This window comes from Acinetobacter sp. CAU_H_S139_7, assembly GCF_058599305.1.
Window position 1 is genome coordinate 2692809 of sequence record NZ_CM178651.1, and the last position, 25068, is coordinate 2717876.

At 39.5% G+C, this 25068-nt stretch carries 20 protein-coding genes and 1 pseudogene; 4 read left to right on the plus strand and 17 right to left on the minus strand.

The genetic code is table 11. The annotated features are described in order from the left end of the window. Positions 1-31: 31 nt before the first annotated feature. The gene (locus AC4MC0_RS13180) at positions 32-964 is read left to right on the plus strand and encodes an IS5 family transposase (protein WP_114392660.1); all 933 of its coding nucleotides are present in this window, start codon (positions 32-34) and stop codon (positions 962-964) included. 111 nt (positions 965-1075) lie between these two features. Here AC4MC0_RS13180 and AC4MC0_RS13185 read toward each other — a convergent pair whose 3' ends face one another. From AC4MC0_RS13185 to AC4MC0_RS13240, 12 genes and pseudogenes are all read right to left on the minus strand, one after another. Beyond that, positions 1076-2083, minus strand: a complete 1008-nt coding sequence (locus AC4MC0_RS13185) for a PoNe immunity protein domain-containing protein (protein WP_336000834.1) — start codon at positions 2081-2083, stop codon at positions 1076-1078. Between the two features lie 612 nt (positions 2084-2695). Beyond that, positions 2696-3973, minus strand: a complete 1278-nt coding sequence (locus AC4MC0_RS13190; protein WP_491887517.1) for a type VI immunity family protein — start codon at positions 3971-3973, stop codon at positions 2696-2698. Positions 3974-4065: 92 nt separating this feature from the next. After that, a pseudogene (locus AC4MC0_RS13195) lies at positions 4066-4215 on the minus strand (hypothetical protein); the annotation flags it as partial. 173 nt (positions 4216-4388) lie between these two features. Then, positions 4389-4922 carry a hypothetical protein gene (locus tag AC4MC0_RS13200; protein ID WP_491882347.1) on the minus strand — a complete coding sequence of 178 codons (534 nt, stop codon included), beginning with the start codon at positions 4920-4922 and terminating at the stop codon, positions 4389-4391. After that, positions 4850-5452, minus strand: coding sequence for a hypothetical protein (locus AC4MC0_RS13205; protein ID WP_491887124.1), 603 nt, complete (start codon positions 5450-5452; stop codon positions 4850-4852). The genes AC4MC0_RS13200 and AC4MC0_RS13205 overlap by 73 nt, the downstream gene beginning before the upstream one ends. A 246-nt stretch (positions 5453-5698) precedes the next feature. Continuing rightward, a complete protein-coding gene (locus AC4MC0_RS13210) occupies positions 5699-6994 on the minus strand; it encodes a type VI immunity family protein (RefSeq protein WP_491882345.1) in 1296 nt (431 codons plus the stop codon). Continuing rightward, the gene (locus tag AC4MC0_RS13215) at positions 6994-7350 is read right to left on the minus strand and encodes a hypothetical protein (RefSeq protein WP_491887125.1); all 357 of its coding nucleotides are present in this window, start codon (positions 7348-7350) and stop codon (positions 6994-6996) included. Before AC4MC0_RS13215 ends, AC4MC0_RS13210 begins: the two co-directional genes overlap by 1 nt. A 115-nt stretch (positions 7351-7465) precedes the next feature. After that, positions 7466-8533 carry a PoNe immunity protein domain-containing protein gene (locus AC4MC0_RS13220; protein ID WP_491887126.1) on the minus strand — a complete coding sequence of 356 codons (1068 nt, stop codon included), beginning with the start codon at positions 8531-8533 and terminating at the stop codon, positions 7466-7468. Between the two features lie 78 nt (positions 8534-8611). Next, positions 8612-9889 carry a type VI immunity family protein gene (locus AC4MC0_RS13225; RefSeq protein ID WP_491887127.1) on the minus strand — a complete coding sequence of 426 codons (1278 nt, stop codon included), beginning with the start codon at positions 9887-9889 and terminating at the stop codon, positions 8612-8614. Continuing rightward, positions 9889-10887, minus strand: coding sequence for a hypothetical protein (locus tag AC4MC0_RS13230; protein ID WP_078426824.1), 999 nt, complete (start codon positions 10885-10887; stop codon positions 9889-9891). The genes AC4MC0_RS13225 and AC4MC0_RS13230 overlap by 1 nt, the downstream gene beginning before the upstream one ends. Before the next feature lie 2 nt (positions 10888-10889). Then, entirely contained in the window at positions 10890-13742 is a 2853-nt protein-coding gene (locus tag AC4MC0_RS13235) for a type VI secretion system Vgr family protein (protein ID WP_336000829.1), read from the minus strand. 621 nt (positions 13743-14363) lie between these two features. Beyond that, positions 14364-15186, minus strand: a protein-coding gene (locus tag AC4MC0_RS13240) for an IS5 family transposase (protein WP_087554504.1) whose coding sequence is annotated in 2 segments (ribosomal slippage) — positions 14364-14804 and positions 14806-15186 — 822 coding nt in all. Because the reading frame shifts where the segments join, the coding sequence is not laid out codon by codon here. A 531-nt stretch (positions 15187-15717) separates the two neighbouring features. Between AC4MC0_RS13240 and atzF the strand changes: the two genes are divergently transcribed. The 3 genes from atzF to AC4MC0_RS13255 are packed head-to-tail and all read left to right on the plus strand — an operon-like array spanning position 15718 to position 21878. Beyond that, on the plus strand, positions 15718-17547 hold the full coding sequence (gene atzF, locus AC4MC0_RS13245; protein ID WP_333641453.1) for an allophanate hydrolase: 1830 nt from the start codon (positions 15718-15720) through the stop codon (positions 17545-17547). A gap of 20 nt (positions 17548-17567) precedes the next feature. Beyond that, positions 17568-21170 carry an urea carboxylase gene (gene uca, locus AC4MC0_RS13250; protein ID WP_335999148.1) on the plus strand — a complete coding sequence of 1201 codons (3603 nt, stop codon included), beginning with the start codon at positions 17568-17570 and terminating at the stop codon, positions 21168-21170. A 3-nt stretch (positions 21171-21173) separates the two neighbouring features. Next, on the plus strand, positions 21174-21878 hold the full coding sequence (locus AC4MC0_RS13255) for a GntR family transcriptional regulator (protein ID WP_335999150.1): 705 nt from the start codon (positions 21174-21176) through the stop codon (positions 21876-21878). 68 nt (positions 21879-21946) lie between these two features. Here AC4MC0_RS13255 and lysM read toward each other — a convergent pair whose 3' ends face one another. The 5 genes from lysM to rpmF all read right to left on the minus strand — a co-directional run bounded on the left by lysM (position 21947) and on the right by rpmF (position 25059). Further along, positions 21947-22420: a peptidoglycan-binding protein LysM gene (lysM, locus tag AC4MC0_RS13260; protein ID WP_126037668.1), complete on the minus strand. Its 474-nt coding sequence runs from the start codon at positions 22418-22420 to the stop codon at positions 21947-21949. Between the two features lie 239 nt (positions 22421-22659). Further along, positions 22660-22896, minus strand: coding sequence for an acyl carrier protein (gene acpP, locus AC4MC0_RS13265; RefSeq protein ID WP_004695351.1), 237 nt, complete (start codon positions 22894-22896; stop codon positions 22660-22662). A gap of 86 nt (positions 22897-22982) precedes the next feature. Further along, positions 22983-23717, minus strand: coding sequence for a 3-oxoacyl-ACP reductase FabG (gene fabG / locus AC4MC0_RS13270; RefSeq protein ID WP_062034057.1), 735 nt, complete (start codon positions 23715-23717; stop codon positions 22983-22985). Then, positions 23714-24700, minus strand: a complete 987-nt coding sequence (gene fabD, locus AC4MC0_RS13275) for an ACP S-malonyltransferase (RefSeq protein WP_062034056.1) — start codon at positions 24698-24700, stop codon at positions 23714-23716. Before fabD ends, fabG begins: the two co-directional genes overlap by 4 nt. 176 nt (positions 24701-24876) lie before the next feature. Then, positions 24877-25059 (minus strand): 50S ribosomal protein L32, encoded by a 183-nt coding sequence (gene rpmF, locus AC4MC0_RS13280; RefSeq protein ID WP_004695348.1) that lies wholly within the window; start codon positions 25057-25059, stop codon positions 24877-24879. Positions 25060-25068 lie beyond the last annotated feature (9 nt).

Sequence of the window (25068 nt, forward strand, 5' to 3'; positions counted from 1 at the left end):
GTAAAGGGTTTTTCAGCGATATAATTTTCAAATGAAGAAGCCTACACACAAAATCTACCGCACAACCAATTGGCCCGCATATAACCGAGCACTCATGAGTCGCGGAAATATTGCCATTTGGTTTGATCCTGCTACGCAATGGTATGCGCCATCAAAAGGCAAACAAGGGCGAAATCAAACCTACTCCGACGCAGCCATCCAATGCTGCTTAATGATTAAATCCTTATTCCGTCTGTCTTTACGTATGGTCACTGGCTTTGTGCAAAGTCTGATTAAACTTTGCGGATTAAATTGGATAGCTCCAGATTACACCACGCTTTGTAGAAGACAAAAGCATATTGATATTGTAATCAGCTACCAAAAAAGTAGCGATGGGCTGCATCTACTCATGGACTCTACAGGCATGAAGTTTCTAGGTGAGGGCGAATGGAAACGCAAGAAACATGGACCTGAATATCGTCGCCAATGGCGTAAACTTCATATTGGTATAGATGCTAAAACCCTACAAATACGAGCAGTTCAGCTTACAACCAATAATGTCAGTGATTCACAGGTGCTTGGTGATTTACTTAATCAGATTCCACAAGATGAGCGGATTGACTCTGTTTATACCGATGGAGCTTATGACACCAAGCAATGCCGTCAGGTCATTGCAGATCGGCAAGGGCATGCGGTGATTCCACCTAGAAAAAATGCGAAACAATGGAAAGATACAAAGAGTAGCTCGCTAGAGCGAAATGAATTACTTCGAACAATTAAACGTTTAGGCAGGACACTATGGAAAAAATGGTCAGGCTATCATCGGCGAAGTTTGGTTGAAACTAAGATGCATTGCATCAAATTATTAGGAGATAAACTCAGTGCAAGGAGTTTTGATAGCCAAGTGAATGAAATCCATGCACGTGTAGCAGTCCTTAACAGATTTACGGAATTAGGTCGACCACTTACCCAAGTTACGCCTTAAATTTAGCTCAATTAGGGGCGCTTTGCATTTCAAATCTTTGTGCAACAAAGCCCTCTAAACGCCAGAAAATTTTTATAAAAAAGGAACCTCATCAGTTCCTTTAAATTCATATCAATGACTTAAATCCAAATACCAAATCGTTTCACCCCAAGCATTATTTGGAATCTCGGGCATCACATCACCTTGGTTAAAATGACGTTTATCCATGTTGTTTGCTGGGCTATACCATTCACCAGATTGAGGGCATATTTCACCTGCAAAACAACGTAAACGCTTGTCACCATCCTCAGCATTACCTTGTTGATCTAAAGGCGTATATTGGCTTCGAGCATAATCAACCAAGTCTTTTGGATAATAAGGTTTATCCCGATAACTACTATCATCTATTCTCAATACAACGGTAACTGCCGCTGCTTCAAGCGACCAATAGCCTGGAAATTGACTACTCTTATGCCGATCATGATAAGGCTCTCGTTTACTGGCTCCATACCATTCATCCAAATACTGTGACATCAGTTTTGGTCTGTCTTCTTCTTTGGCTGAAAAGACTTTATCTAATTTTCGATAAGGCAACTGTCTTAAATAAATATTCGAAATATCTCGCTCTGGTAACCAAGGTGATACCAACTTATCTAATAGGGCATCTTGTTCGTCATTTTCATAAGCCAAAATATCCATGATCGTTGGCAAATGTTCAGGTTGAGCAAACAAAATAGAAAAACAGACTAACTGTAGAGCTTCCCAATATTCATCCGTAATTAACTCTAAATGTGGAACTAAATGACCATCACACTCGCTACTTTGATGAAAGTCTAAATGACAAGATTCTGCTTGTTTAAGAGCATAAAGAACATTTGGAAAGTATTCAGATAATCCCTTTGCAGAAACACCTGCCGAATAACTAAAGAATATAAGTTCCAAAGAAGCTTCAAAAAAATAATTAGATGATAGGTAAATTGCACCTTTCGGTTTATCTTTTAAAAGTTCTTTGTCGTTGAGTCTCTCTCCAATTGTTTGGACGGACTCTAAAGCTTGATTTATAACATATTCATAATCTTTATATTTTTGATATGGTTCTCTTTTTTGTATTTTCCAATCACTTTCATTCAGTAATCTAATCATCAAAGTTATTCCATCGTTGCTATATCTGACAGTAAAATTATTGGTTGTTTTAAATTTTTTCGTTTACTTTTGGAACAATCATACCCTTGGTTAGAGAGCCTTTATTTTATATAAAAGGAACATCTTAAGTTCCTTATAGCTCACATCAATGACTTAAATCCAAAGACCAAATCGTTCCCATCACATATATTGACTGTGAATTTTGGCATATTCTTCTGTCCAGTTTAAAAGATATAGGGAAAGCTCTTAAATAAATGCAATATCCTCGCCTTAAGAATATTGCAATGACATAAAATTTAAGGCATCTTTTAATCTTTGATGCCCAACAGCCTCATTTTACTGGATTTAGCATTTTTCTTATATTTTTGAAAACCGTCAGTTATTGAATAAATGCCATTTAAAAATTCATCAAAACTTTCCTTATAATCTAGTTCTGTTAAATAATTATCTCTAAAATTTTCATGAACTAATAAATATTGATTAGATCACTATTCCCAATCAATATTTAAATCACTTATTTGGTTATTCAACTCTTTTACTCCGGCAACATTTCATTTAGTAAAAGTAAAAAACCATCCAAACTTAAATGGCTTTTCTAAAATGATTAAATTATTTTTCACCATCCCAATACCAATAGACCTCTCCCCAATCTAGTTCTGAAAAGGTTGGAAGAATATCACCTTGTTTGAAATATTGTCGTAAATCAGGTCGTGCTGGTGTTTTCCAATAACCATTCCGTGGATATAACTCTCCACCTTTCACTTTAAGTTTTTCTTCTTCCAATGATAAGTTGCTAACCTTACTGACTCGTTTCCCTTCAGGCCAACTGCTGTCTTTATCAAAACGGGCAATCCATTGGGGAGAGCTTTCTATATCAAATCGTGGATTAGGGTCATCATCCCATGCATCTAACGTAGTTAGCTTCAAGTCATTACAACGTATTGGTTTTATCAGGTCATTTGCCCTCACCAATAAATCTGGAATACCCTCTTCAACAGGATAAAGTGACAGCTCCCCAAGTTGAATCCAAAGACTGAATTTTTCAGGATCTGTTGCATCTAGCAATTTGGTGATCTCTATCCGTGGATCATCTAGTTTTAAGCGGATTTTCTCCTCGCTTAAACCTAATTTATCGATCCAATAGGGAGATAATAAAAAACACCAAGTTGGGGTGCGAATTCCTGCGGCTAATGAAGGTGTATAGATAAAGCCATCCAAACCATCATGGGAGTGATTCATATTAGGATGATCTATATCCAGCCCATAAAAGTAATCACTAAAAATACGTTCTGCTGTTTCAAACTCAGGCGAAACAATATTAAAGTTTGTCGAATTTCCAATTTCATAGCCACTATAAGCTTGTATCGGATTAAGTTTAATTAAACAATGTTGAACAAACTGATACCATTTTGACTTATGTTCTCTATACCATTTTTCACCAAATGACAGCTTTAATGTCGTATACCTACTATTATTGTTATCTGAAAATTGAGCACAGAAAACCCAACGGGCACTTTGATTAGGAGAATTCCCTGTAGTTGCTGCTATAAAATATACAGGATACCTCTTAAAACTTTGGTGCATTTCATTGATTAACTCTTTATGAGAAGGCTTCCATTTATTGGCATTTTTCCAGACACCTGTATCCCGATAGCGTCGCTTAAATGGCTTATCAATTATTTTATTTTCAAAATCTTCATAAACGTCAATTGCTTTATTAGCAACCTCCTCCACTTTATCATCCTGATGATAAATGTAAAAAGTAATATATGGAGCTATGCCAAACTCTTCTTGTTCATAGCCATAGATATGGTCACTATCTTTTTTAAATTCTGCTATATAGTCAACGACTTCTTCTTCGCTTAAAAATAATTTATCATCATGTATTGCATCACTCATCGTCTTGTACCACTTCCTTTCGACTTCTTTAGCTTCTGCTGTTGTGATTGATCCTTGGGACTCACATCTTCTAGATAACGGAATGATGACCATTTAAAACCTTCGCCTTGGTATTCTATGGACTTGATCCCTACGAGTTTTTTGGTATCAGGCAACTTACCGACTTGATCAAATTTGGTTGAGCTACGTTGTGCCTCATAAATCCATCCAGCCACAAATAATCTATCTATGGTGATCTCATCAAGCAATTTACTCCGCCATATTTATTAGATAATTTAGCCGTTATAAAAAACCATCCAAGTGAGGATAGCTTTTCTCAAATGATTCCAATTAATCTTCACCGTCAAACTGCCAGTACACATCCCCCCAATCACTTTCAAAATCAGGAAAAATGTCACCTTTATTAAAAATCTTCTTGATTTTTTTTTGCTGTAGTGTACCAATAGCCTGATTGAGGGCAATGCTCCCGACCCCGAACATTATTTGTGAATTGATGATCAATAGGATCGTTAAGTGGATGTGTAATTCTCTCCCATACTTCTCCATTGAATCGAATCAATTTTTTATAAGAAAGAACCCATAGAATACCTTCTTTTTCCTCTATAGACGTAATTCCTTTAATATCTTTAATGGCATCAACTAATTGATAAATTCCTTCTGCATATATATATAGGCCATCTTCTGATGCAATATATAACTTATCTTTATAGTAAGCGGTAGAATAGAAAGTAGAGTTGATACTTATATTTTTTAGATTTTTAAAACCATCTTTAAAATTACCCTTTATTAAAGTTCCATACGCTCCTGAAATTATAATGTTCTCTTTATCTGGGCATATTGTAATTCCATATAAAGGGGAAGGAGTTATTCTTTCAATAACATTCCAAGATGATCCATTATAATGGGATATGAAACCTTCATTTTTTTTATACCACAAATATAAATATCATTAGAATTAAATCCATTTATATCATAAAGATTAATATCAAAGCTCAACTCCAAATCCATATTTAATTCATCTGTTTTTGGAATATTTAATACTTCTTCAGAAAAACCTATTCCTAATGCTCTCCAATCCTCATTATGATTCACATAAATTTGAGATCCATCGCCACAAACATACAACAAATTATCTATAACTCTAATTCTATTGAATTGCCCTTGGATTTTGGAATCATCAATCTCGCGAATTTTTTGTAGTCGATTTTTATTTTCTTGAAAGATGCATAAGTCACCATCTTGCTCAAGTGCAAGCAAAGAAGATACCCCTGAATTTTCAAAAAAGGCTACGGAAATAACTTTCCAACCATCTAAATCTATACCTACCCATTCATTAGATTGGTGTTTATATATGAATGTTTTTGAAAAGAGATCCCAAGTATCTAAGCTATCAAGATTAGAAGTCAGATAAAAATTTGATTGGCTTATAGCACAACCAGTAACAAATGTTATTGATGAATTATTCATTTAGCTTAATCTCGAAGTCATTCACTTAATAGGTGATCCAAAAACATTGGGAGGTAGTGTCCTAGCAGTGTTACCCCTTACATCTACTCGTACTCGATAAGTAGGAGCTAATCCTTTTGCCTGATGATAAACACGCAATTGAGTAGCTAGACTTACTGCACTGCATTATCTAACTTCAAGGTGTCTATAAAATTGGTTACTATTCAATGGTAACGTTCTGTAGAGACTGCCTAAACTATCAACAAACTACTCTCTACCCGCCCAATACCAATAGACCTCTCCCCAATCTAGTTCTGAAAAGGTTGGAAGAATATCACCTTGTTTAAAGTATTGTCGTGAATCAGGTCGTGCTGGAGTTTGCCAATAGCCAGTTCGTGGACATGACTCTCCACCTTTCACTTTGAGCGCCTCTTCCTCTAACGATAATCCATTCACCTTATTGATTCGTTTTCCTTCAGGCCAACTGCTGTCTTCATCAAAACGACGCATCCATGCAATACCCTCTTCGTAACTCAGATGCTCATTTGGATCATCATCCCATTGTGCATAACCGACCAGTTTCAGCTCATCACAACGTATCGGCTTAATTAAAGCATTGGCATAAACAGGCAAAACAGGCACACCGTCTTCAACAGGATACATGGAGAGTTCCCCAAGTCGAATCCATAATCCTGTTTGATTTTCTGGATACTCGATTTCCTTAATTTCAACTTCTTTAAAGCGGTTAAAGTAAGCTTTGATCTCTTCGGCAGTTTTATCTAATTTTGTAATCCAATATGGATCCAGTAAAAAGCTCCAGACAGGTGTTCGAATGCCAGAGCCTAATTTTCGTTCATTGATATAACCATCAGGGTCATCATGAGTATTACTGCCATTAAAACTCGGATGATCAATATCAACTCCATAGAAAGCTTGAGTAACAATCTTTTCTAAACTGTTAATTTCATAACTACCTAAATGCAAAGACGCGGCTTGAGCTATCTCAAATCCACTGTAGGTATGACGAGGCTTTAATTTATCAATACAACGTTCAACAAACTGATTCCACTTCTCTTTATTATCCTGACTTGCAATATACCAAGCATACCTAAAGTTCATTTTTAAGACACTATATGTATCAGTATATGGCGTTACTCTAAAATAATATGCCCATACTGCTGAGCTAATTTCTGTATCATCTGAGGCTGTTGCAGCAAATGATAAAAAATCATCTCTAGCATATTGTTTTTGGCAAGTTTGCTCTAAATCTGCCAATAACATTTGAGCATTTTCAGATTTAACAAATATATCTTTAACAGGATGTTTGAAAGAAATCCATTCTTCATTTTTGATTTGGTTAAACTCATTAAAGATTTCAATGAACTTATTAATCAGTTGTGGGGCTTCTTCTGCTGAGTGATAAACATAAAAAGAAACATAGGGTCCAATACCGTATACATCCCCCCCTTCGTCACCAATTACCCAGAGTTTATCCGTTGCTTTAATCTTTTCAATCCATTCAGCTTGGTCTGCTTCGCTTACAAAAGGTTCAACCGTACTCATTATCGCCCACCTCCAGCAGACTTCTTGGTTCCTGTTTTTTCATTCGGTTTTTTCTTACCTTCTTCTAAGGCGATATCTTCAGGGTATCGAAACAAAGAAATATAGCCACCTTCATGTACGCCCTTACCCGAATAGTTGTTATGTTTGCCATACTTTTTCTCCTTTGCCTTTTTACACGCCTCTAATAATCGATCATATTGGTTAAACTGCTTATCTTTAATCGAATCCCCCTGAAACTTGATTTCTACAATCGCAAAAAGATTTGTTTTTGAGATCGGTTCCAAACGAGATTCTGCAATAACTAGATCGGCAGCTTTGGTCGGACTGCGTTGTGCCTCATAAATCCATCCAGCCACAAATAATCTATCTATGGTGATCTTATCGAGCAATTTACTCCGCCATATTTTTTAGATAATTTAGTCATTATAAAAAACCATCCAAATAAGGATGGTTTTTTATAAAATGATTAAATTATTTTTCACCATTCCAATACCAATACACTTCCCCCCAATCGAGCTCGATAAGTGCAGGAACAATCTCACCTTGTTTAAAGTATTGTCGTGAATCTGGTTGTGCTGTTGTTCTCCAATAACCTGTTTTAATACAGGCTTCTCCACCCTTAACTTTCATTCGTTCTAATTGTTGATCATCTAAAACTACTTTTGACTGTGTTCGAGCAAAATCAACCAAATCTTTTGGATAGAACTGATGTTCACGATATGACGTATCATCTATATCCAGCAACCACGTTACCGCTGCTGCTTCCCATGACCAATAGCCATAGTAACCTCTTCCTGATCTTAAATCAGTTTGAGGATGCTGATCATAATAAGGCTCTCGGCGGCTCGCCTCATACCAATCTTCTAAATATTGCAGCATTAAAGCTGGACGCTGTTCAGGTGAAGCATTAAACACGTTAATCAGCTTACGATAAGGCAAATGTCGTCTTGCTTCATCTGGTGGAGTTCCACGATCTGCAACAAATGGAGCAACTAAACGTTCAATTAATCCATCTTTTTCCTGTCCTTCAGGTGTTGCTTCTACATAGTCAATGATTGGCATAATCCGATCCATCTGGTCTGCATAGCCAGTCAACAGCCCAAAACAAATCAGACGTAAAGCAATATACCAATAGTCTTCTGTTCCCAAACTAATATGCCAAACAAATCGTCCATCAGCATCAGGACTTAAATTATATAAATGGCTTGCTTCTGCGTACTCTTCTGTCCAATGAAGTAGATATGGATATATTTCTTTTAAAAACTCAAGACTTCCGCCTGCCGAATACTGTAAAGACATTAAATTTAAGACATCGTTTAAACGCTGATGACCTGCCGCAATATAGCCACCATATTTTTTTTCATTTTTATAATTACTAAAACCATCCGTTACGGAATATATCCCATTCACAAATGTATCAAATCTTTTGCTATACATTTTTTGTTCAAGCAAATTATCTCTAAATAAAGCAGGGTCTTTTATTTCTAAACTTAACCACTTTTGCCAATCTATTGTCTGCTCATTTACTTGTATGGACATTTATTAACGCTCCAGCATGTCATTCGGTAAAAGTAAAAAAACCATCCGAAAGAGGATGGCTTTTCTAAAATGATTAAATTATTTTTCACCATCCCAATACCAATAGACCTCTCCCCAGTCTAGTTCTGAAAAGGTTGGAAGAATATCACCTTCTTCAAAATACTGTCGTAAATCCGGTCGTGCTGGAGTTTGCCAATAGCCTGTTTGTGGGCATGGCTCTCCACCTTTCACTTTAAGTTTTTCTTCTTCCAATGATAGGTTACTAACCTTATTGACTCGTTTGCCTTCAGGCCAACTGCTGTCTTTATCAAAACGGGCAATCCATTGGGGAGAGCTTTCTATATCAAATCGTGGATTAGGGTCATCATCCCATGCATCTAACGTAGTTAGCTTCAAGTCATTACAACGTATTGGTTTTATCAGGTCATTTGCCCTCACCAATAAATCTGGAATACCCTCTTCAACAGGATAAAGTGACAGCTCCCCAAGTTGAATCCAAAGACTGAATTTTTCAGGATCTGTTGCATCTAGCAATTTGGTGATCTCTATCCGTGGATCATCTAGTTTTAAGCGGATTTTCTCCTCGCTTAAACCTAATTTATCGATCCAATAGGGAGATAATAAAAAACACCAAGTTGGGGTGCGAATTCCTGCGGCTAATGAAGGTGTATAGATAAAGCCATCCAAACCATCATGGGAGTGATTCATATTAGGATGATCTATATCCAGCCCATAAAAGTAATCACTAAAAATACGTTCTGCTGTTTCAAACTCAGGCGAAACAATATTAAAGTTTGTCGAATTTCCAATTTCATAGCCACTATAAGCTTGTATCGGATTAAGTTTAATTAAACAATGTTGAACAAACTGATACCATTTTGACTTATGTTCTCTATACCATTTTTCACCAAATGACAGCTTTAATGTCGTATACCTACTATTATTGTTATCTGAAAATTGAGCACAGAAAACCCAACGGGCACTTTGATTAGGAGAATTCCCTGTAGTTGCTGCTATAAAATATACAGGATACCTCTTAAAACTTTGGTGCATTTCATTGATTAACTCTTTATGAGAAGGCTTCCATTTATTGGCATTTTTCCAGACACCTGTATCCCGATAGCGTCGCTTAAATGGCTTATCAATTATTTTATTTTCAAAATCTTCATAAATATTGATAATTTTATTGGCAATTTCCTCTACTTCATTATCCTGATGGTAAATATAAAATGTGATGTAGGGACAAATGCCAAACTCTTCTTGTTCGTACCCATAAGTGTGATAACTATCTTTTTTAAACTCTGCTATATAGTCAGTCACTTCATCTTGACTTAAAAATAACTCTTCGTCATTCATTATATTTTACCCTTTCCTTTTGACTTCTTTGGCTGTTGCTGTTGTGGTTGATCCTTAGGACTTACATCTTCAGGATAACGAAACAGTGACAACTTAAAGCCCTCACTTGCCGTTATCTTGCTGGTTTTCTTTTCTGCAGCACATTGCTTTTTTAAATCGTCATAAGCCTTAAATTGCTTATCATCAATTCGATCACCTTGAAACTTGATTTCAACTAATGCAAAAATATTGGTCAGAGTTAAAGGTTCACCACGATACTCAGGAATAATAATATCAGCACCAATTGTATTCTTTCCTTTATAGGGCATCGGCCAGAATGGATTGATATCAGAACCTGTACGCTTGATTCGTGTTTTCCCCTCTAATAAAGGTGCAAGGTACTTCTTCGTTTTAACATCATAACCAAAACAGACTTCAGCTTTTAATGGACTTTTCCATTTGACAATTTCATCCATGAATTCAAACATAAAATTTACAGCAAGTTGTTTCAGTCTCACAATGATATATTCATCAACATTTGCTCCTGCCAGTTCTTGAGCACTCATTTTTAGAAGCTTTGCAACAACATCCACTTTACTTTTAGGAACTATATCCTTTAACTTTTTCCCTTTCTGCTTTCTCAACTGAATCATAGGTAGTTGTTCTGCTTTTTCACAAACCTGACTTATGATTGAACGAAATGGTGTCTTTTGTTTGATTGCAGCAGTAATCACATTACTTTTTGTCTGGGGTCTCCCAGATGCAGCTTTGGTATTGTTACTTTGCTTATCACCAGTAGTTAATGTCGTTAGTAAGACCTTTTCTTTTTCCTTATCAATTTTATCTGAAATCTCTTGACCAAGATTTTTCATGATTTTTTTAATTTCTTCTTTAGCCTTTTTAATGTTGTCCTGATAGTTTTTCACCTCACCATAAGCATTAGAAGCTGTACGGTATATTTCATATGCTGTTATTGCATAACCTGCCAATTTAACAACGACAATAATAGCTGGAAGCATCGTTACTCTCCATCCAACTCAGATTCTAGTTTTTTTGATTTTTCTTCTAATTTTGCTTCCCAATTTTCAGTCAATCGCTCGCTTTCTCTCATCACCGATTTATATCCAATAATTCTTTCTCTAGTTTCCGTAACAACCTGCTCTGTAAATCCGTACTCATCTGTAATACCTTCTTTCATTAAATTATTCTGATTATCAGAAATAAAGTACTTATATCCTTTAAAATTTCGACCATCTGCTTTAAATAGTTGATATTGCGCTGAGTAAGGTGACTGAGCAAATTCTAGTTTAGGTAATTGGGGCAAATTAGGTGAAACCTCTCCCCCGCTCATAAACTTATGTTGCCCCGCCTTAACCTCAAACTTTCCACTCGTTGTTGCAAAGACTCCAGAACTATTAATCTTAAGTTCCGAACCATCAGCGATTAATTTAATTTCTTTAGGGCTGGTAATGTAAATGGCATCTTCAGTTGAAATGATCTGTACACCTTTACGTGCTATCAAATCAGCCCCATCTGCTTGAGCCTGTATTTCAACTTTGCCTTTACCTGCATAGAATTTCGCACCGTCCTGTGCTGCAAACAAACTGATTTTACTTTGTGCATGTGCAAGTAAATTCTTTTGGGTACTAAAATTAATACTGCCCCCTGCACTATGACCAATTTGACCATCTGCTGAAAGGTGAACATCTTCATTTGTAGTCAGAGCAATCGAATGGGGGGAGGTCAATATCATTAAAGCTTGTTTAAATGCTTTTGCCTTCGCCTCACTTTCTTGTTCAATTTGTTCAATAAACTCTTTTAGATTATCCAGTATTTCTAATGGATCGGTTTGTTGATTTTTAGCAATATCACTTAAAGCTTTACTGTTCGTCTGACTATCTTCTAGTTGTTTCTTGGCAATTTCAGCATCTAGATGCTCACCTTTGGCTTGATCTTGTTTATACGTGGAAACAAGTAAGCCTTGCCCAGCACGGACGGCCCCCCACTGGTCAGTACGCAGTTCAAAACCTTCACCTCGTCCATCACTTGTGTCCGTTTCTTTAGGATGACTCAGATTCCCTAAATTCAGTTGTGTCGCACCATGACTGCTTTGTAGTTGGGTACTGATCTGACCCGTCGTGTCATCAAAGCGTAGTTGCCCGAAGCCCTCTCCTTGGTACTCTTTTGATCGAATCCCTGCCAGTTTTTTCGTATCAGGCAGTTTGCCTGTATTGTCAAACTTGCTTGGATGACGTTGTGCTTCATGGATGCGCCCCACGACAAAGGGTCTGTCGATATTGCCATCAAAGAAGTCGATAACCACGATTTCACCAATACGCGGTAAGAAGCGTGCACCATAACCTTCACCTGCCCAAGGTGTGAGCACATCAACCCAAGCAGAATCTGTGTCATTGTCATTTGAACCTGCACCGCCATCGTGAGTATTGTCTTCACTACGCGTGAACAGGAAACGGACTTTAATACGCCCCCATTCATCCACGTGAATTTCTTCACCACTTGGTCCAACCACTTTCGCGCGTTGTGGTGATGCAATAGGGCGTTGTCGCAGCGGATTGTACTCTGGAACAATGCAGATATTACGTCGTTGTAAAACAAGGTGATTGGCTTGGCGTTCGTCTTTATTATTTGTTGTAATTTCAGCCTGTTGCCAATTGGTTTGTTTCAGCAAAGCTGTGATTTGATCGGTCAAATCTTTAGGTAAATTATTCTGATTATAGAATTTTTTAGATGTGATTAAGAATTCTTTGTCTGAACCACTATGCTGATCAATTTCAGGGTGTTCGTTGAGTTCAAACCAGTAACCCACTTGTGCATCTCGTACGGTCGAGGTAGCCATAAATTGCTTGGCTTGTAAGTCGTAATAGTGACCAAGATGTTGATTAAACTTTTCAATCTGACTATTGCCTGATTTGGTCGTTCCATCTTCACCTTTAAGGTCTTGTATCCATGCAGGTGAAAAATGCCACGCCTGCTCTAAACCTAGACTGGCGTTGTCTTGATTATCACTATGACTATGTTTGCTTTGAACTGAACCCGCACCTTCTTCTACTTCTAAAGTGTTTGCTTGCCAATGCTGAATATGCACAGATGTTGGTTGTATAGAACGCTGCCCGACCAAATTTGTAATCGAATCACTGCTTTCTACAGCACTGCTACGATGGAAGCGAATATTCTGGCGCTCTAAACTTTGATATTGGGCGTTGTCATCAATCAGTCTAAGTTTTTGCGGCTGAATGGGTTCACTTGAACTGGACACTTTGAGCTGAGACTCATCAATAAGCCAGTTAATCCCCTCTGAAGAGAGCAGCCTTTGAATAAATTCACTATCCAATTCATTCGCTTGCATAATGAATGGGCGCACATCATATTCTTTACTTAAACCACTTTTATCCAAAATCAAACTTGAAGCAAATAAGGGACTACGTTGCTGCCACTCGGCAAAAATGGTTTGAACCACATCAACAACAGACTTCGCCATGAAAACTCTAGAGTTACGTCGATGCTTCCATAAGGCTGTCGGGTCTTCCACGGTTAAACGGTATATGGTTAAAGCGCCATCGCTTGCCCCCACATCCGCCTTAGTGATGATGCCTGAAATACGATTGAGTTCTGATTTATCAGTGACAATATCGACAGCCACCTGACTACCAATAAATTGCTTTAACGGAATATGAGCGGAGGTAGATAAGCAAAGGAGCTGTAACTCTATACCTGCATTCAGTTCATGTGTTCCATCTATGCGCTGAAGGAATACTTGTTCGTTGAGCGAAGTATTGCTGAACTGAATATGAATGGCACGTTTTTGTGCACAAAGTCCAAGTTGCTCTATTGCAGCATAAATATTATTGGGCATCGTTATTATTAAATTTTAAGTTGTGGCTGATTGTACAAAAGTCTCAAAAAATTTCTTTAATTTTTTGTAACTTTAATAAAATTTTTAAATTTCAGAACCTTTTTTTCAATAAATGACCGATCCATCTGTAAGTTTCTATTTTTCTAGTTTTGATATTATCCCAGTCATATTCAGCTTAACCCAATTCATTCCTTTATCCGCCATAGAAGTATTAAAATTTTATTTTCTTCAAACTGGTTTGCAATTTACTCAAACTTCGTTTAACCCGTTAACAATTACAGCCTTCTACATAACCCGCAATTCTTGAAGCTGTTGCTTATCAGGATAATATAGGCCTCTCCCACATAGATAAAGTAAGCTATTCACGCCAATAGCTTACAAATAGAAGCAATTGACCTGCTACCGACAGAGAGTTTAGATCATCATCTTATGCAGGATAAATGTAAGTTAAGTACATCAATTATTATTCGAAAAAAAGACCTTGATATTTACATCTTAGTATTTGAATTAGGATCCAGCCAGCTTATGTATATCAATATATGGCATAGAATTAATTACACAGGAAAGATGAGAAAAGCTGAATGAAAAATGATAAAAATAATAGATCTCTTGCGAAAGTCATTATTGCAAGTTTATCCGGTTTACGAGTGCAGCAATTAAGTTAATGCGTAAACCGAATCTTTTCCGTCTATTTCGATAGCGTTCACTTAATATTCTAAATGTTTTCAATTGACTATTAATGTGTTCGATCACAACTCGTATTTTTCCAATCATTTTATTGTACCTTTTCTCAACATCAAATAAGGGTAAATTCTTCTTTTTCTTTATTGGCATCAATAATTTAAAGCCATCTTGCTCTAATCCGTAGTACCCTAAATCGGTCATAACATATTCACAATGTTTGAATTTCTTAACCGTTTTTCTTGCCAATTTAATATCATGCTGACTGCCATTCGATATATCTAGCCCTATGATTTGTTTGCTGTTCGGATGATAGATCACTTGTGCTTTTAGCGTATGTTTCTTCTTTTTACCACTGTAGAACTTACTCTGATTTTTTTTTCGGACGTTCTATTGAACATTCTGTCGCATCAATAATGACCCAGTTAAAGTGTTCGTCTGCTGTGGTAATGCTTCGTTTTGGCAGAGTAAAACGTCTTGATTTCATCAATGCATCTTCAACCTTTTTAATGGTTCGATTCACATTACTTTCAGCGATATGGTAATTTGCCGCTAATTCCAGTTGAGTGCTGTAGTTCCGTAAGTAATTGAGAGTTAATAACAACTGATCCTCTATATCTAAAGTATGAGGACGACCTGATTTCTTTTTGAGTGATTCTGCTTTTTCTAAAACCTCTACCATTTCAGTAAAAACTTGTCGAGGTACGCCAACCAAGCGTTTGAATTCAGAATCTGAAAAACGATTTAATTTCTGATATCTCATGAAATTTATATTGAGGTGGTTTTTACTTTCGCAAGAGATCTAATAGTTTATATTATAAGTTATACGTATGATTTATTGATTATCTCTGCAAATTTCAACGGTTATATTGGTCACGAATTAAATAAAACTTGCAACTTTCCAGATTTGGTATAGCTCAAATACATTCACTTATACATAAAAATTAAAAACTGAGTGTGTATATTTTATTTGAATCATCCTATTTTATAATATGTTTTAACCTCAATTCTTTTGGCTTTAATTCACATAAAAAACGTATATGATTTAAACCCTATTTTTAAATAGTTTAACGTCAAACTACCCAAGGCTTGATCATAAAAAGCACCATTAGCTCCCCTATGCACTTATTTTGGTGCAACTCTAAAAACACTTAGAACCACTCAATTAAACCAAATTTACAGTCTCAACCAATGATTTATAACAATTATAACCAAAGATAAATCAAATTGATTAGATTGGCATAGATTCTGCATTTTTGTATTCCATCATGTATACAAGTTGGAATGCAAAAAAATGAGTCAGAACAAATGCATTGGCTGGACACTTCAAGAATGGCAAACCGCTTATCTTAACCAAGATATTCATCTTGAAGATTTAATCGACTATGTAGCGCAATTACCACAACCTGATCATGCATGGATTTCAATTGCTACAACAGAAATACTTTCCCAACAAATTGAAGTCTTAAAGCAAAAAGCAGATCAAGCCACAGACCTCAGCAAAGAATTACCTTTATACGGTATTCCGTTTGCAGTTAAAGATAACATCGACGTTGCTAGTTTTGTCACCACGGCCGCATGCAAGGCCCTGACAACTGTTGCTACACAAGATGCAGAAACCATTCGCCTGCTTAAAAATGCAGGGGCAATAGTTGTGGGAAAAACCAATTTAGACCAATTCGCAACTGGTCTCGTAGGGACACGCTCTCCCTTTGGTGCAGTCAGTAACACGTTTAATGCTGACTATGTCAGTGGTGGCTCTAGCTCTGGTTCAGCCAGTGTTGTTGCTCGTGGCTTGGTGCCCTTTGCACTCGGAACAGATACTGCAGGCTCTGGCCGTGTTCCTGCTGCATTTAACAATATTATTGGACTAAAACCCACCAAAGGTCGTTTTTCAAATCGTGGTCTACTCCCAGCCTGTAAAAGTTTGGACTGTATTTCGATTTTTGCTTTAACGGTAACAGACGCCGACACCATTGCCCAAATGGTAGAACACTACGATGCGCTAGATAGCTATTCACGCCAGCATCCAAAGACTGCACCTGTGAAACTCTCGACTAAGCCACATTTTGCTATTCCCCAAAAACTGGAATTCTTTGGAGATGACCAAGCTAAATATGCCTTCCAACTGGCTGTAGAACAGTTAAAAGTTCTCGGTGCTGAAATTACTGAAATTGATTTTTCAGCGTTTGAACAGTTGGCAGCCCAACTCTATCAAGGCTCATGGGTGGCAGAACGTACAGCGGCGGTTGCCGAGTTGTTGGCGCAGCAGCCTGAGGTTTTCGATCCGACAGTGCGTGCAATCATTCAAAAAGGTCATGATTTTAGTGCAATTGATGCCTATAACGCGGAGTACTTAAAGCAAGACTTAAGCCGAAAAATTCAAGACACTTTGGCCCAATTTGATGCATTGATTGTTCCCACCTCCCCAACCATTCATACCCTTGCGGAAATGGAACAGTCACCGATTAGCCTGAACTCTGAGTTTGGGACTTATACCAATTTTACTAACCTCGCCGATTTAAGTGCTCTCGCCCTGCCCGCAGGTTTCCGCACTGACGGTTTACCTTTCGGCATCAGCCTAATTGCACCTGCATGGTATGACCAAGCTCTGATTGAATTCGGAAAAATTTGGCAGATGCATTTGAACTTAAAGCTGGGGGCTTTAGACCGCTATGCACCCATTCCAAAGCTACAGAACTCAGTCTCTCCACATCATATCCGTGTTGCGGTGGTTGGGGCACACCTGACTGGAATGCCGCTGAACTTCCAATTGCTCACCCGTGATGCTGTGCTTGTGGAAACCACGCATACCGCTGAGCACTATGCCCTGTTTGCCCTGAATGGCGCGATCCCGCCTAAACCCGGTCTAGCCCGAGTCGATGAACACGGTCAGCAGATCATTGTTGAACTGTGGGATGTACCGACCGCTCGCTTTGGCGAATTTGTCGCAGAGATTCCGACACCACTGGGCATGGGCAATGTCGAACTGGCAGACGGTCGATGGGTGAAAGGTTTCATTTGTGAACCTTATGGCTTAAACGATGCCGAAAACATCAGTCACTTTGGCGGTTGGCGCACCTATATCCAGCACCGTAACAATTCAAAAGTAGAACAAGCTTAGTCAAATTTAGGAATTATAAAATGTTTAAAACTGTATTGATTGCAAACCGTGGCGAAATTGCCGTACGTGCAATTCGCACTTTAAAAAAACTGGGGATGACCAGTGTAGCGGTATATTCAGACAGTGATCGTTACGCACAACATGTCAAAGACGCGGACATTGCCATTGCTCTAGACGGCTTAAAACCATCCGACACTTATTTAAGCATTGAAAAATTGATTCAAGCCGCTCAAAAAACGGGGGCTGAAGCTATTTTCCCCGGCTATGGCTTTTTATCAGAAAGTGCTGAATTTGCAGAGGCTTGTGAGAAAAATAATATTGCCTTTATGGGGCCAACCGCGACACAAATTTTAGAGTTTGGTTTAAAACACCGTGCACGTGAACTAGCTGCCGCTGCACAGGTGCCTATGACACCGGGTACAGGCTTACTTGAAAGCTTAGATGAGGCAATTTCTGCGGCTACAGAGATTGGTTACCCCATCATGCTGAAAAGCACCGCAGGCGGCGGTGGCATTGGTCTTACCCGCTGTGATAATGAACAAGCCTTAGTTGAAGCTTATGAAAGCGTCAAACGTTTAGGTGCACAATTTTTTAAAGATTCGGGCGTATTTTTAGAACGTTTTATTGACCGTGCGCGTCATGTCGAAGTTCAGATTTTTGGTGATGGTCAAGGTCAAGTGGTTGCATTAGGCGAACGCGACTGTTCATTGCAACGTCGTAACCAAAAGGTTGTGGAAGAAACCCCTGCTGCTCATCTGCCCGAAGCCACACGTCAAAAACTACACCAAGCAGCAGTTGAACTCGGCAAATCTGTCAATTACCGCAGCGCAGGTACGGTCGAATTTATTTATGATGCTGCACGCGATGAATTTTACTTCCTTGAGGTCAATACCCGACTACAAGTGGAACATCCTGTCACTGAGATGGTGACGGGTTTAGACCTGATTGAATGCATGCTTAAAGTTGCTGCGGGCGATGCACTGGATTGGACGGCACTTAGCAACATCCAACCGCAAGGTGCGGCGATTGAAGTGCGTATTTATGCAGAAGATCCAGTTAAAAACTTCCAACCTAGCCCGGGTGTACTGACCGAAGTTGTATTTCCAGACAATTGTCGTGTTGATACATGGGTTTCAACAGGAACAGAAATTTCGCAATATTTTGACCCGATGATTGCCAAAATCATCGTACATGCGGACACCCGTGCACAAGCCATTGAGCAACTAAAAAATGTACTCTCTCAAACTCGTTTAAATGGCATCAGCACCAATTTAGACTATGCACATAGCGTGATCTCTGATGAACGCTTTGCACAAATGCAAATCTGGACGCGTTTGCTAGACGACTTTGACTACGTACCGAATGTGATTGAAGTACTCCAAGCTGGCACGCAAAGCTCAATTCAGGACTTTCCAGGACGTGTTGGCTATTGGGATATTGGTGTACCACCATCGGGTCCTATGGATGACTATGCTTTTCAATTGGCCAATCAAATTGTGGGGAATGATGCTAGCGCAGCAGGTTTCGAGTTCACCCTGCAAGGCCCAAGTCTCAAGTTCCACCAAGACACTGTGATTGCACTGACAGGTGCACCATGCCCTGCGCAACTCGACGATAAGCCCGTGGACTTTTGGCAACCGATTCACATTTGCGCAGGTCAAGTACTCAGCTTAGGACAGGTCGAGTCTGGTTGTCGTAGCTATTTAGCAGTGCGTCATGGGCTCGATGTCCCCCTATATTTGGGCAGTCGTTCTACTTTTGCTTTAGGTAACTTTGGCGGGCATGCAGGACGTGTGCTTCGTGCAGGTGACATGATCAAACTCGTCAATACAGCCCATCCAAATAGCGACACCCCTTTAGCCCCGCAAGAACCACAAGCTCTATCTCCTGCACTGATTCCAAGCTATGGCAAAGAGTGGAAAATTGGGGTGCTGTATGGACCACATGGTGCACCTGACTTCTTTAAACCCGAATATATTGAAGAGTTTTTTGCATCTGAATGGACCGTACACTTTAACTCCAACCGTCTAGGCATCCGACTGTCAGGGCCAACACCAAGCTGGGCACGTGAAAATGGCGGTGAGGCAGGACTTCACCCATCGAATGTCCATGACTGTGAATATGCCATTGGTGCAATTAACTTCACAGGCGACTTTCCTGTCATTCTCGCCAAAGATGGGCCAAGCCTGGGGGGCTTCGTTTGCCCTGTAACCATTGCCAAAGCTGAACTTTGGAAAGTGGGTCAGCTTAAAGCCGATGATAAAATCAGCTTTTATCCTTTAACTGTTGAACAAGCCAATGCCTTAGAACAACAACAAATTGAACGGATCGAAAACTTTGCCCACGCAGCACTTAATTCTGAGCCACCAAGCAGTGACATTCCACCATTCGCAATTCTTGCCAGCTTAGAGGCAACTGATGTGTCCCCACGCACGGTATACCGCCAAGCGGGTGACAGCTATATTCTACTGGAGTACGGTGACAACGTTTTAGACTTGGCGCTACGCTTACGCGTTCATCAGCTCATGCAACTCATTCGCGCAGCCAATATTAAAGGCATATTGGAACTGTCGCCTGGTGTACGTTCGCTGCAAATCAAATACGATGGACTCACGCTTCCACAGCATCAATTGATCGAATTTCTACTCAAGCTTGAACAGCAAATGGGAGATTTAAGCCAAATTAAGATCCCTTCACGGATCATTCATCTCCCAATGGCATTTGAAGACAGTGCAACTTTAGGTGCTGTTGAACGCTATCAAGAAAGTGTCTGTGCCAAAGCACCTTGGCTACCAAACAATGTCGATTTTATTCAACGCATAAATGGTTTAGACAGCCGAGAGCAAGTCAAAGAAATTATTTTCAATGCCAATTACCTCATTTTAGGCCTTGGTGATGTTTATCTCACCGCCCCATGTGCAGTGCCGATTGACCCACGCCATCGTCTCTTAAGCTCAAAATACAACCCTGCACGTACTTTTACCGCTGAAGGTACCGTAGGCATTGGCGGCATGTATATGTGTATCTACGGCATGGACTCTCCGGGAGGCTACCAACTAGTCGGGCGCACCCTCCCCATTTGGAATAAATTTAAAAAGAACAAACAGTTTGGTGACAAAGAATGGTTCTTAAACTTCTTTGATCAAATCAAATACTTCCCCGTATCAGAGTCAGAGTTAGAGCAATGGCGTGCCGACTTTGAAAATGGTCAAGCGCAAATTCAAATTGAAGACACTGAATTTGACTATGCAGCGTATTTACAACTGCTTGAAGATGAAAAAGACAGCATTGCCGAGTTTAGAGCACAGCAACAACACGCTTTTAGCGCTGAAGTCGGCTTATGGAAAGAAAGTATTGATCATCAAGAACATCTGATTGCAGAAATACCTGATGAGACCGACTACAGCGCCTATGCAGCGCTACATGCTTCGATGACCGGTAATATTTGGAAAATATTAGTGGAACAAGGTCAGATTGTGAAAAAAGGGGAGACCATTGCTATCATTGAAGCCATGAAAATGGAATTACCGGTGTACGCTGCGGATGATGGTACTGTCAAAGCCATTATTTGTCGGGCTGGACAAACCGTTCATAGCGGTGAGCCTTTGGTTTATATGGAATAACACATGCCCAATATGACACGTGCAGGTTCAAGTTCAGACAATTTGTCTGAACTGGTTTACCAGCAAATAAAAAACGATATTTTTGATTTCAAATTGATGCCGGGTGAACGTTTTACAGAATCCGAAATCGCCTTGAACTATCAGGTCAGCCGCACGCCTGCGCGGCAGGCGCTATATCGATTGCAACAAGAAGGCTATGTAGAGGTGGCATTTCGTAGTGGCTGGACTGTCCGTCCGTTGAACTTGCAATACTACGATGAGCTGTATGAGCTACGCATCATGATTGAGCAGTACGCAATTCGAAAGTTATGCAGCAGTGCATCTCAGCCATCGAAGGAAATAAAACACCTACACAAAATTTGGATGGTTGCACCTGAGCAGTATCTGTCAAGTTTAAAAGCCATGGCGAAAATTGATGAAGATTTTCACTGTGCATTGGTTCGTGCCATTGGCAATCAAGAAATGATCAAAATTCACCAAGAAGTCAGTGAAAAAATTCGCATTATTCGTCGCCTCGATTTTTCAAAAATGGATCGAATTGAAGCCACCTATGCTGAGCATCAAGCCATTTTGAATTATATAGCACAGCAACAGACGGAGCTTGCCGTTGAAAAGATCAGCGCTCACATTCAACAAAGTCGAGATGAAGTAAAAAAAATTACCTTAGGTATGCTCAGTCAGCATGCTGTTGTGAAAGCAAGTCGCTAAGCACTCGATCAACATTCCACTCTCAAATAAAAAAGGCGCCTCATGCGCCTTTTCTTAAACCTTTGGACTTAAGCAGGAATACGCAGCACTTGGCCTGGGAAAATATCATCTGCATCTTTCAACAACGGACGGTTGGCCTCAAAAATTTTATTGTATTGGTTGGCATCACCATAAAATGCTTTGGAAATTTTCGATAGATTATCACCTGATTTAACCGTGTAAAATTTACTTTCAGGTTCAGGGCTAGCCACAGTCAGTTGATCATCGACTTGAGCCACATGGTCAATATTACCGACAGCTAAAACAATCTTCTCTTTATCGGCTTGGGTCTGGACCTGCCCTTTTATGGTTGCCAAATCCGTGGTGGAATTATAGCTGACTGAAAGTCCTGTCACAGGTAAGCCCAATGCTTTGATATGACCCAATAACTTGTTGGCAATTTCTTGAGCGGATGGCTCTGTCGGCGTAGTTGGTACGGCTTGAGGCTCGGCTGCTGCTGTGTTTTTCTTACCAATGCCTTTAACAAAATCAAAAAGACCCATGTGTATGCTCCATCTTGTTATATCAATGTTGTTATATTCAGTGCTCAAAAATGAGACACTCTTTTTTATACCGAATAAAGACAGCAAATTTGGTAGCGAATAGTCCATTTAGAGTAAAACTTTGTAAGTTGCAAAATAAACTTAAATATTTGAATGCAATGTTTCACCTTTTAAATAGCATAAAAAAAGCCACCCTTATCGGGTGGCTTTTCCATTCAGCAAAGCTGAAACAATATGTATTAACCTAGTTTCTTAGAAACATAGTCAATCGCAGATTGTACAGTTGTGATTTCGTTAGAATCTTCATCTGGGATTGTGATGTCAAAGTCGTTTTCGAAAGACATAACAAGCTCAACAAGGTCTAAAGAGTCAGCACCTAAGTCATCCATGAAAGATGCTTCGTTTTTGATTTCTTCAGCCTTAAGACCAAGTTGTTCTGCAACTGCTTGCTTGATGCGTTGTTCGATATCGCTCACAGGAATTCTCCTCATTGCTTGTGGCGTTTTTAATGCCGTTAGTTTAATTGAATCTTTAAAATTTTGAAAGTTTATCCATCAGCCAATTAGCTCATGTATAGACCACCATTTACATGCATTACCGTACCAGTAATGTAATTTGCTTTGTCTGATGCCAAGAAGCTCACCGCATTTGCAATATCTTGTGGATCACCTAGACGGTTCAAGGCCACTTGATCGCTCATTTTTTTACGGATGTCTTCGCTTAATTGCTCAGTCATTTCTGTTGCAATAAAACCAGGCGCCACTGAGTTTACAGTGATTTGACGGCTGCCCATTTCTTTTGCAAGGCTACGGCTAAATGCTTCAATACCAGCTTTCGCGGCTGAATAGTTGGCCTGACCTGGGTTGGCAAAATGCGCAACCACAGAACTAATATTAATAATTCGTCCAAAACGCGCTTTGGTCATACCCTTTAAAACGCGTTTCGACAAACGGTAAACTGCTTTTAAATGGATATTTAAAATGTCATCCCAGTCATCTTCTGACATACGAAGTAACAAATTATCTTTGGTAATTCCAGCATTGTTCACCAAAACCAACACAGGGCCATAGTTTTGTTCAATGTCAGTTACAAGCGCATCAATGGCAGCACCATCACGAACATCGAGTACTTTACCTGCACCGTGTTCACCGAAGCTTACAGCAAGTTTTTCTGCACCTGACTCAGATGTCGCAGTACCCACAACAAAATAACCGTCTTGAATAAGTTGCTGAGCGATGGCAGCACCAATCCCTCGACTTGCACCTGTCACGAGTGCAATTTTGCGTTCCTGTGTCATGCAATTTTTCCTTCAGCCACTAAAATGGCATTGAGTGCATCTTCCAAGCGCGATTTACTATCGAGTGGAAATGCTTTTTCAATATTAGGTAGACGTTTTGCCAAGTTTGCCAAAACATTGCCTGGACCACACTCTGCAACATATTGGATCCCTTGATCCTGAATAAACTGCATGGTTTTGGTCCACTGTACAGACTCATATAACTGAGCGGTAAGTGCTTGGCGGACTTGTGCTACATCTGTAGCAATTTCCGCGCCCACATTTTGTATTACAGGTATGCTAGGCAGCTCAATGGCAGTTTGTTCCAAAGCTTCTGCGAACTGTTCTGCAGCAGGCTTCATCAATGAACAATGCGATGGAACAGAAACTGGGAGTGCAATCGCTTTGCCGCTGTTTTCTTTGGCTAAAGCCATGACTGCTTCAACTGCTGCCTTTTCACCAGCAATCACCACTTGACCCTGAGCATTGTAGTTAGCCGCTTCAACTGAACCTTCAGCTTGACTCGAAACTTGTTGGCATAAAGCAACAACTTGCGCATCATCTAAACCTAAGATTGCTGCCATTGCACCCTTACCTTGAGGTACAGCACTTTGCATTAACTTACCACGCAAGTTTACCAGCTTGACTGCATCGCCTAAGCTTAGGCTTCCTGCTGCAACCAACGCACTGTATTCACCAAGTGAGTGTCCCGCCAAATACTTTGGTGCAACACCACCAAGTTCTAACCATACACGCCACAAAGCAATGCTGGCAGTTAACAATACCGGTTGGGTAAATTCAGTTTGGTCTAAACCTTCACCAGATTGTGCAATGTGCCACAAATCGAATCCAACCGCTTTAGAGGCTTCTGCAAATGTTGCTTCAACACTGGCAAATTGTTCTGCCAATTCAGCCAACATGCCAACCTTTTGTGAACCCTGACCAGGAAATACAAAAGCTGTTTTTGTTGCCTGAGCGACTTGATCAAGTTGTTTCGCAGACATAAAAAAGTCCTTTCTTGTCTTTGCTCTCGTTTATGGAGCGAAAATTTAACACTTAATTTAGGTCGATGTAATTGCCAAATACAACAAAAACAGCAGCGATAAAAATTCGACAACAAAAAAAGGGAGCTTTACGCTCCCCTTTTTTCGACTAAGCTTTAAGCTTAATGCTTCGACAATTATTCAGCAGATGCTTTAGCGAATAATTGACGACCACGGTAGATACCATCTTTAGATACGTGGTGACGACGGTGAATCTCGCCAGTAGCTTGGTCTACAGTTAATGCATTCTCGGTTAAAGCGTCATGTGAACGGCGCATGTCACGGCGAGAGCGACTTTTACGGTTTTGCTGAACGGCCATGATGGCTCC

What these genes read in the sequence shown, in the direction of transcription:
- fabG (WP_062034057.1), bottom strand. Translation starts at nt 23,717, where the DNA reads ATGACACAGGAACGCAAAATTGCACTCGTGACAGGTGCAAGTCGAGGG.
- atzF (WP_333641453.1), top strand. Translation starts at nt 15,718, where the DNA reads ATGAGTCAGAACAAATGCATTGGCTGGACACTTCAAGAATGGCAAACC.
- uca (WP_335999148.1), top strand. Translation starts at nt 17,568, where the DNA reads ATGTTTAAAACTGTATTGATTGCAAACCGTGGCGAAATTGCCGTACGT.
- AC4MC0_RS13210 (WP_491882345.1), bottom strand. Translation starts at nt 6,994, where the DNA reads ATGAGTACGGTTGAACCTTTTGTAAGCGAAGCAGACCAAGCTGAATGG.
- AC4MC0_RS13255 (WP_335999150.1), top strand. Translation starts at nt 21,174, where the DNA reads ATGCCCAATATGACACGTGCAGGTTCAAGTTCAGACAATTTGTCTGAA.
- AC4MC0_RS13205 (WP_491887124.1), bottom strand. Translation starts at nt 5,452, where the DNA reads ATGAATAATTCATCAATAACATTTGTTACTGGTTGTGCTATAAGCCAA.
- AC4MC0_RS13225 (WP_491887127.1), bottom strand. Translation starts at nt 9,889, where the DNA reads ATGAATGACGAAGAGTTATTTTTAAGTCAAGATGAAGTGACTGACTAT.
- fabD (WP_062034056.1), bottom strand. Translation starts at nt 24,700, where the DNA reads ATGTCTGCGAAACAACTTGATCAAGTCGCTCAGGCAACAAAAACAGCT.
- AC4MC0_RS13235 (WP_336000829.1), bottom strand. Translation starts at nt 13,742, where the DNA reads ATGCCCAATAATATTTATGCTGCAATAGAGCAACTTGGACTTTGTGCA.
- lysM (WP_126037668.1), bottom strand. Translation starts at nt 22,420, where the DNA reads ATGGGTCTTTTTGATTTTGTTAAAGGCATTGGTAAGAAAAACACAGCA.
- AC4MC0_RS13220 (WP_491887126.1), bottom strand. Translation starts at nt 8,533, where the DNA reads ATGTCCATACAAGTAAATGAGCAGACAATAGATTGGCAAAAGTGGTTA.
- AC4MC0_RS13230 (WP_078426824.1), bottom strand. Translation starts at nt 10,887, where the DNA reads ATGCTTCCAGCTATTATTGTCGTTGTTAAATTGGCAGGTTATGCAATA.
- AC4MC0_RS13180 (WP_114392660.1), top strand. Translation starts at nt 32, where the DNA reads ATGAAGAAGCCTACACACAAAATCTACCGCACAACCAATTGGCCCGCA.
- rpmF (WP_004695348.1), bottom strand. Translation starts at nt 25,059, where the DNA reads ATGGCCGTTCAGCAAAACCGTAAAAGTCGCTCTCGCCGTGACATGCGC.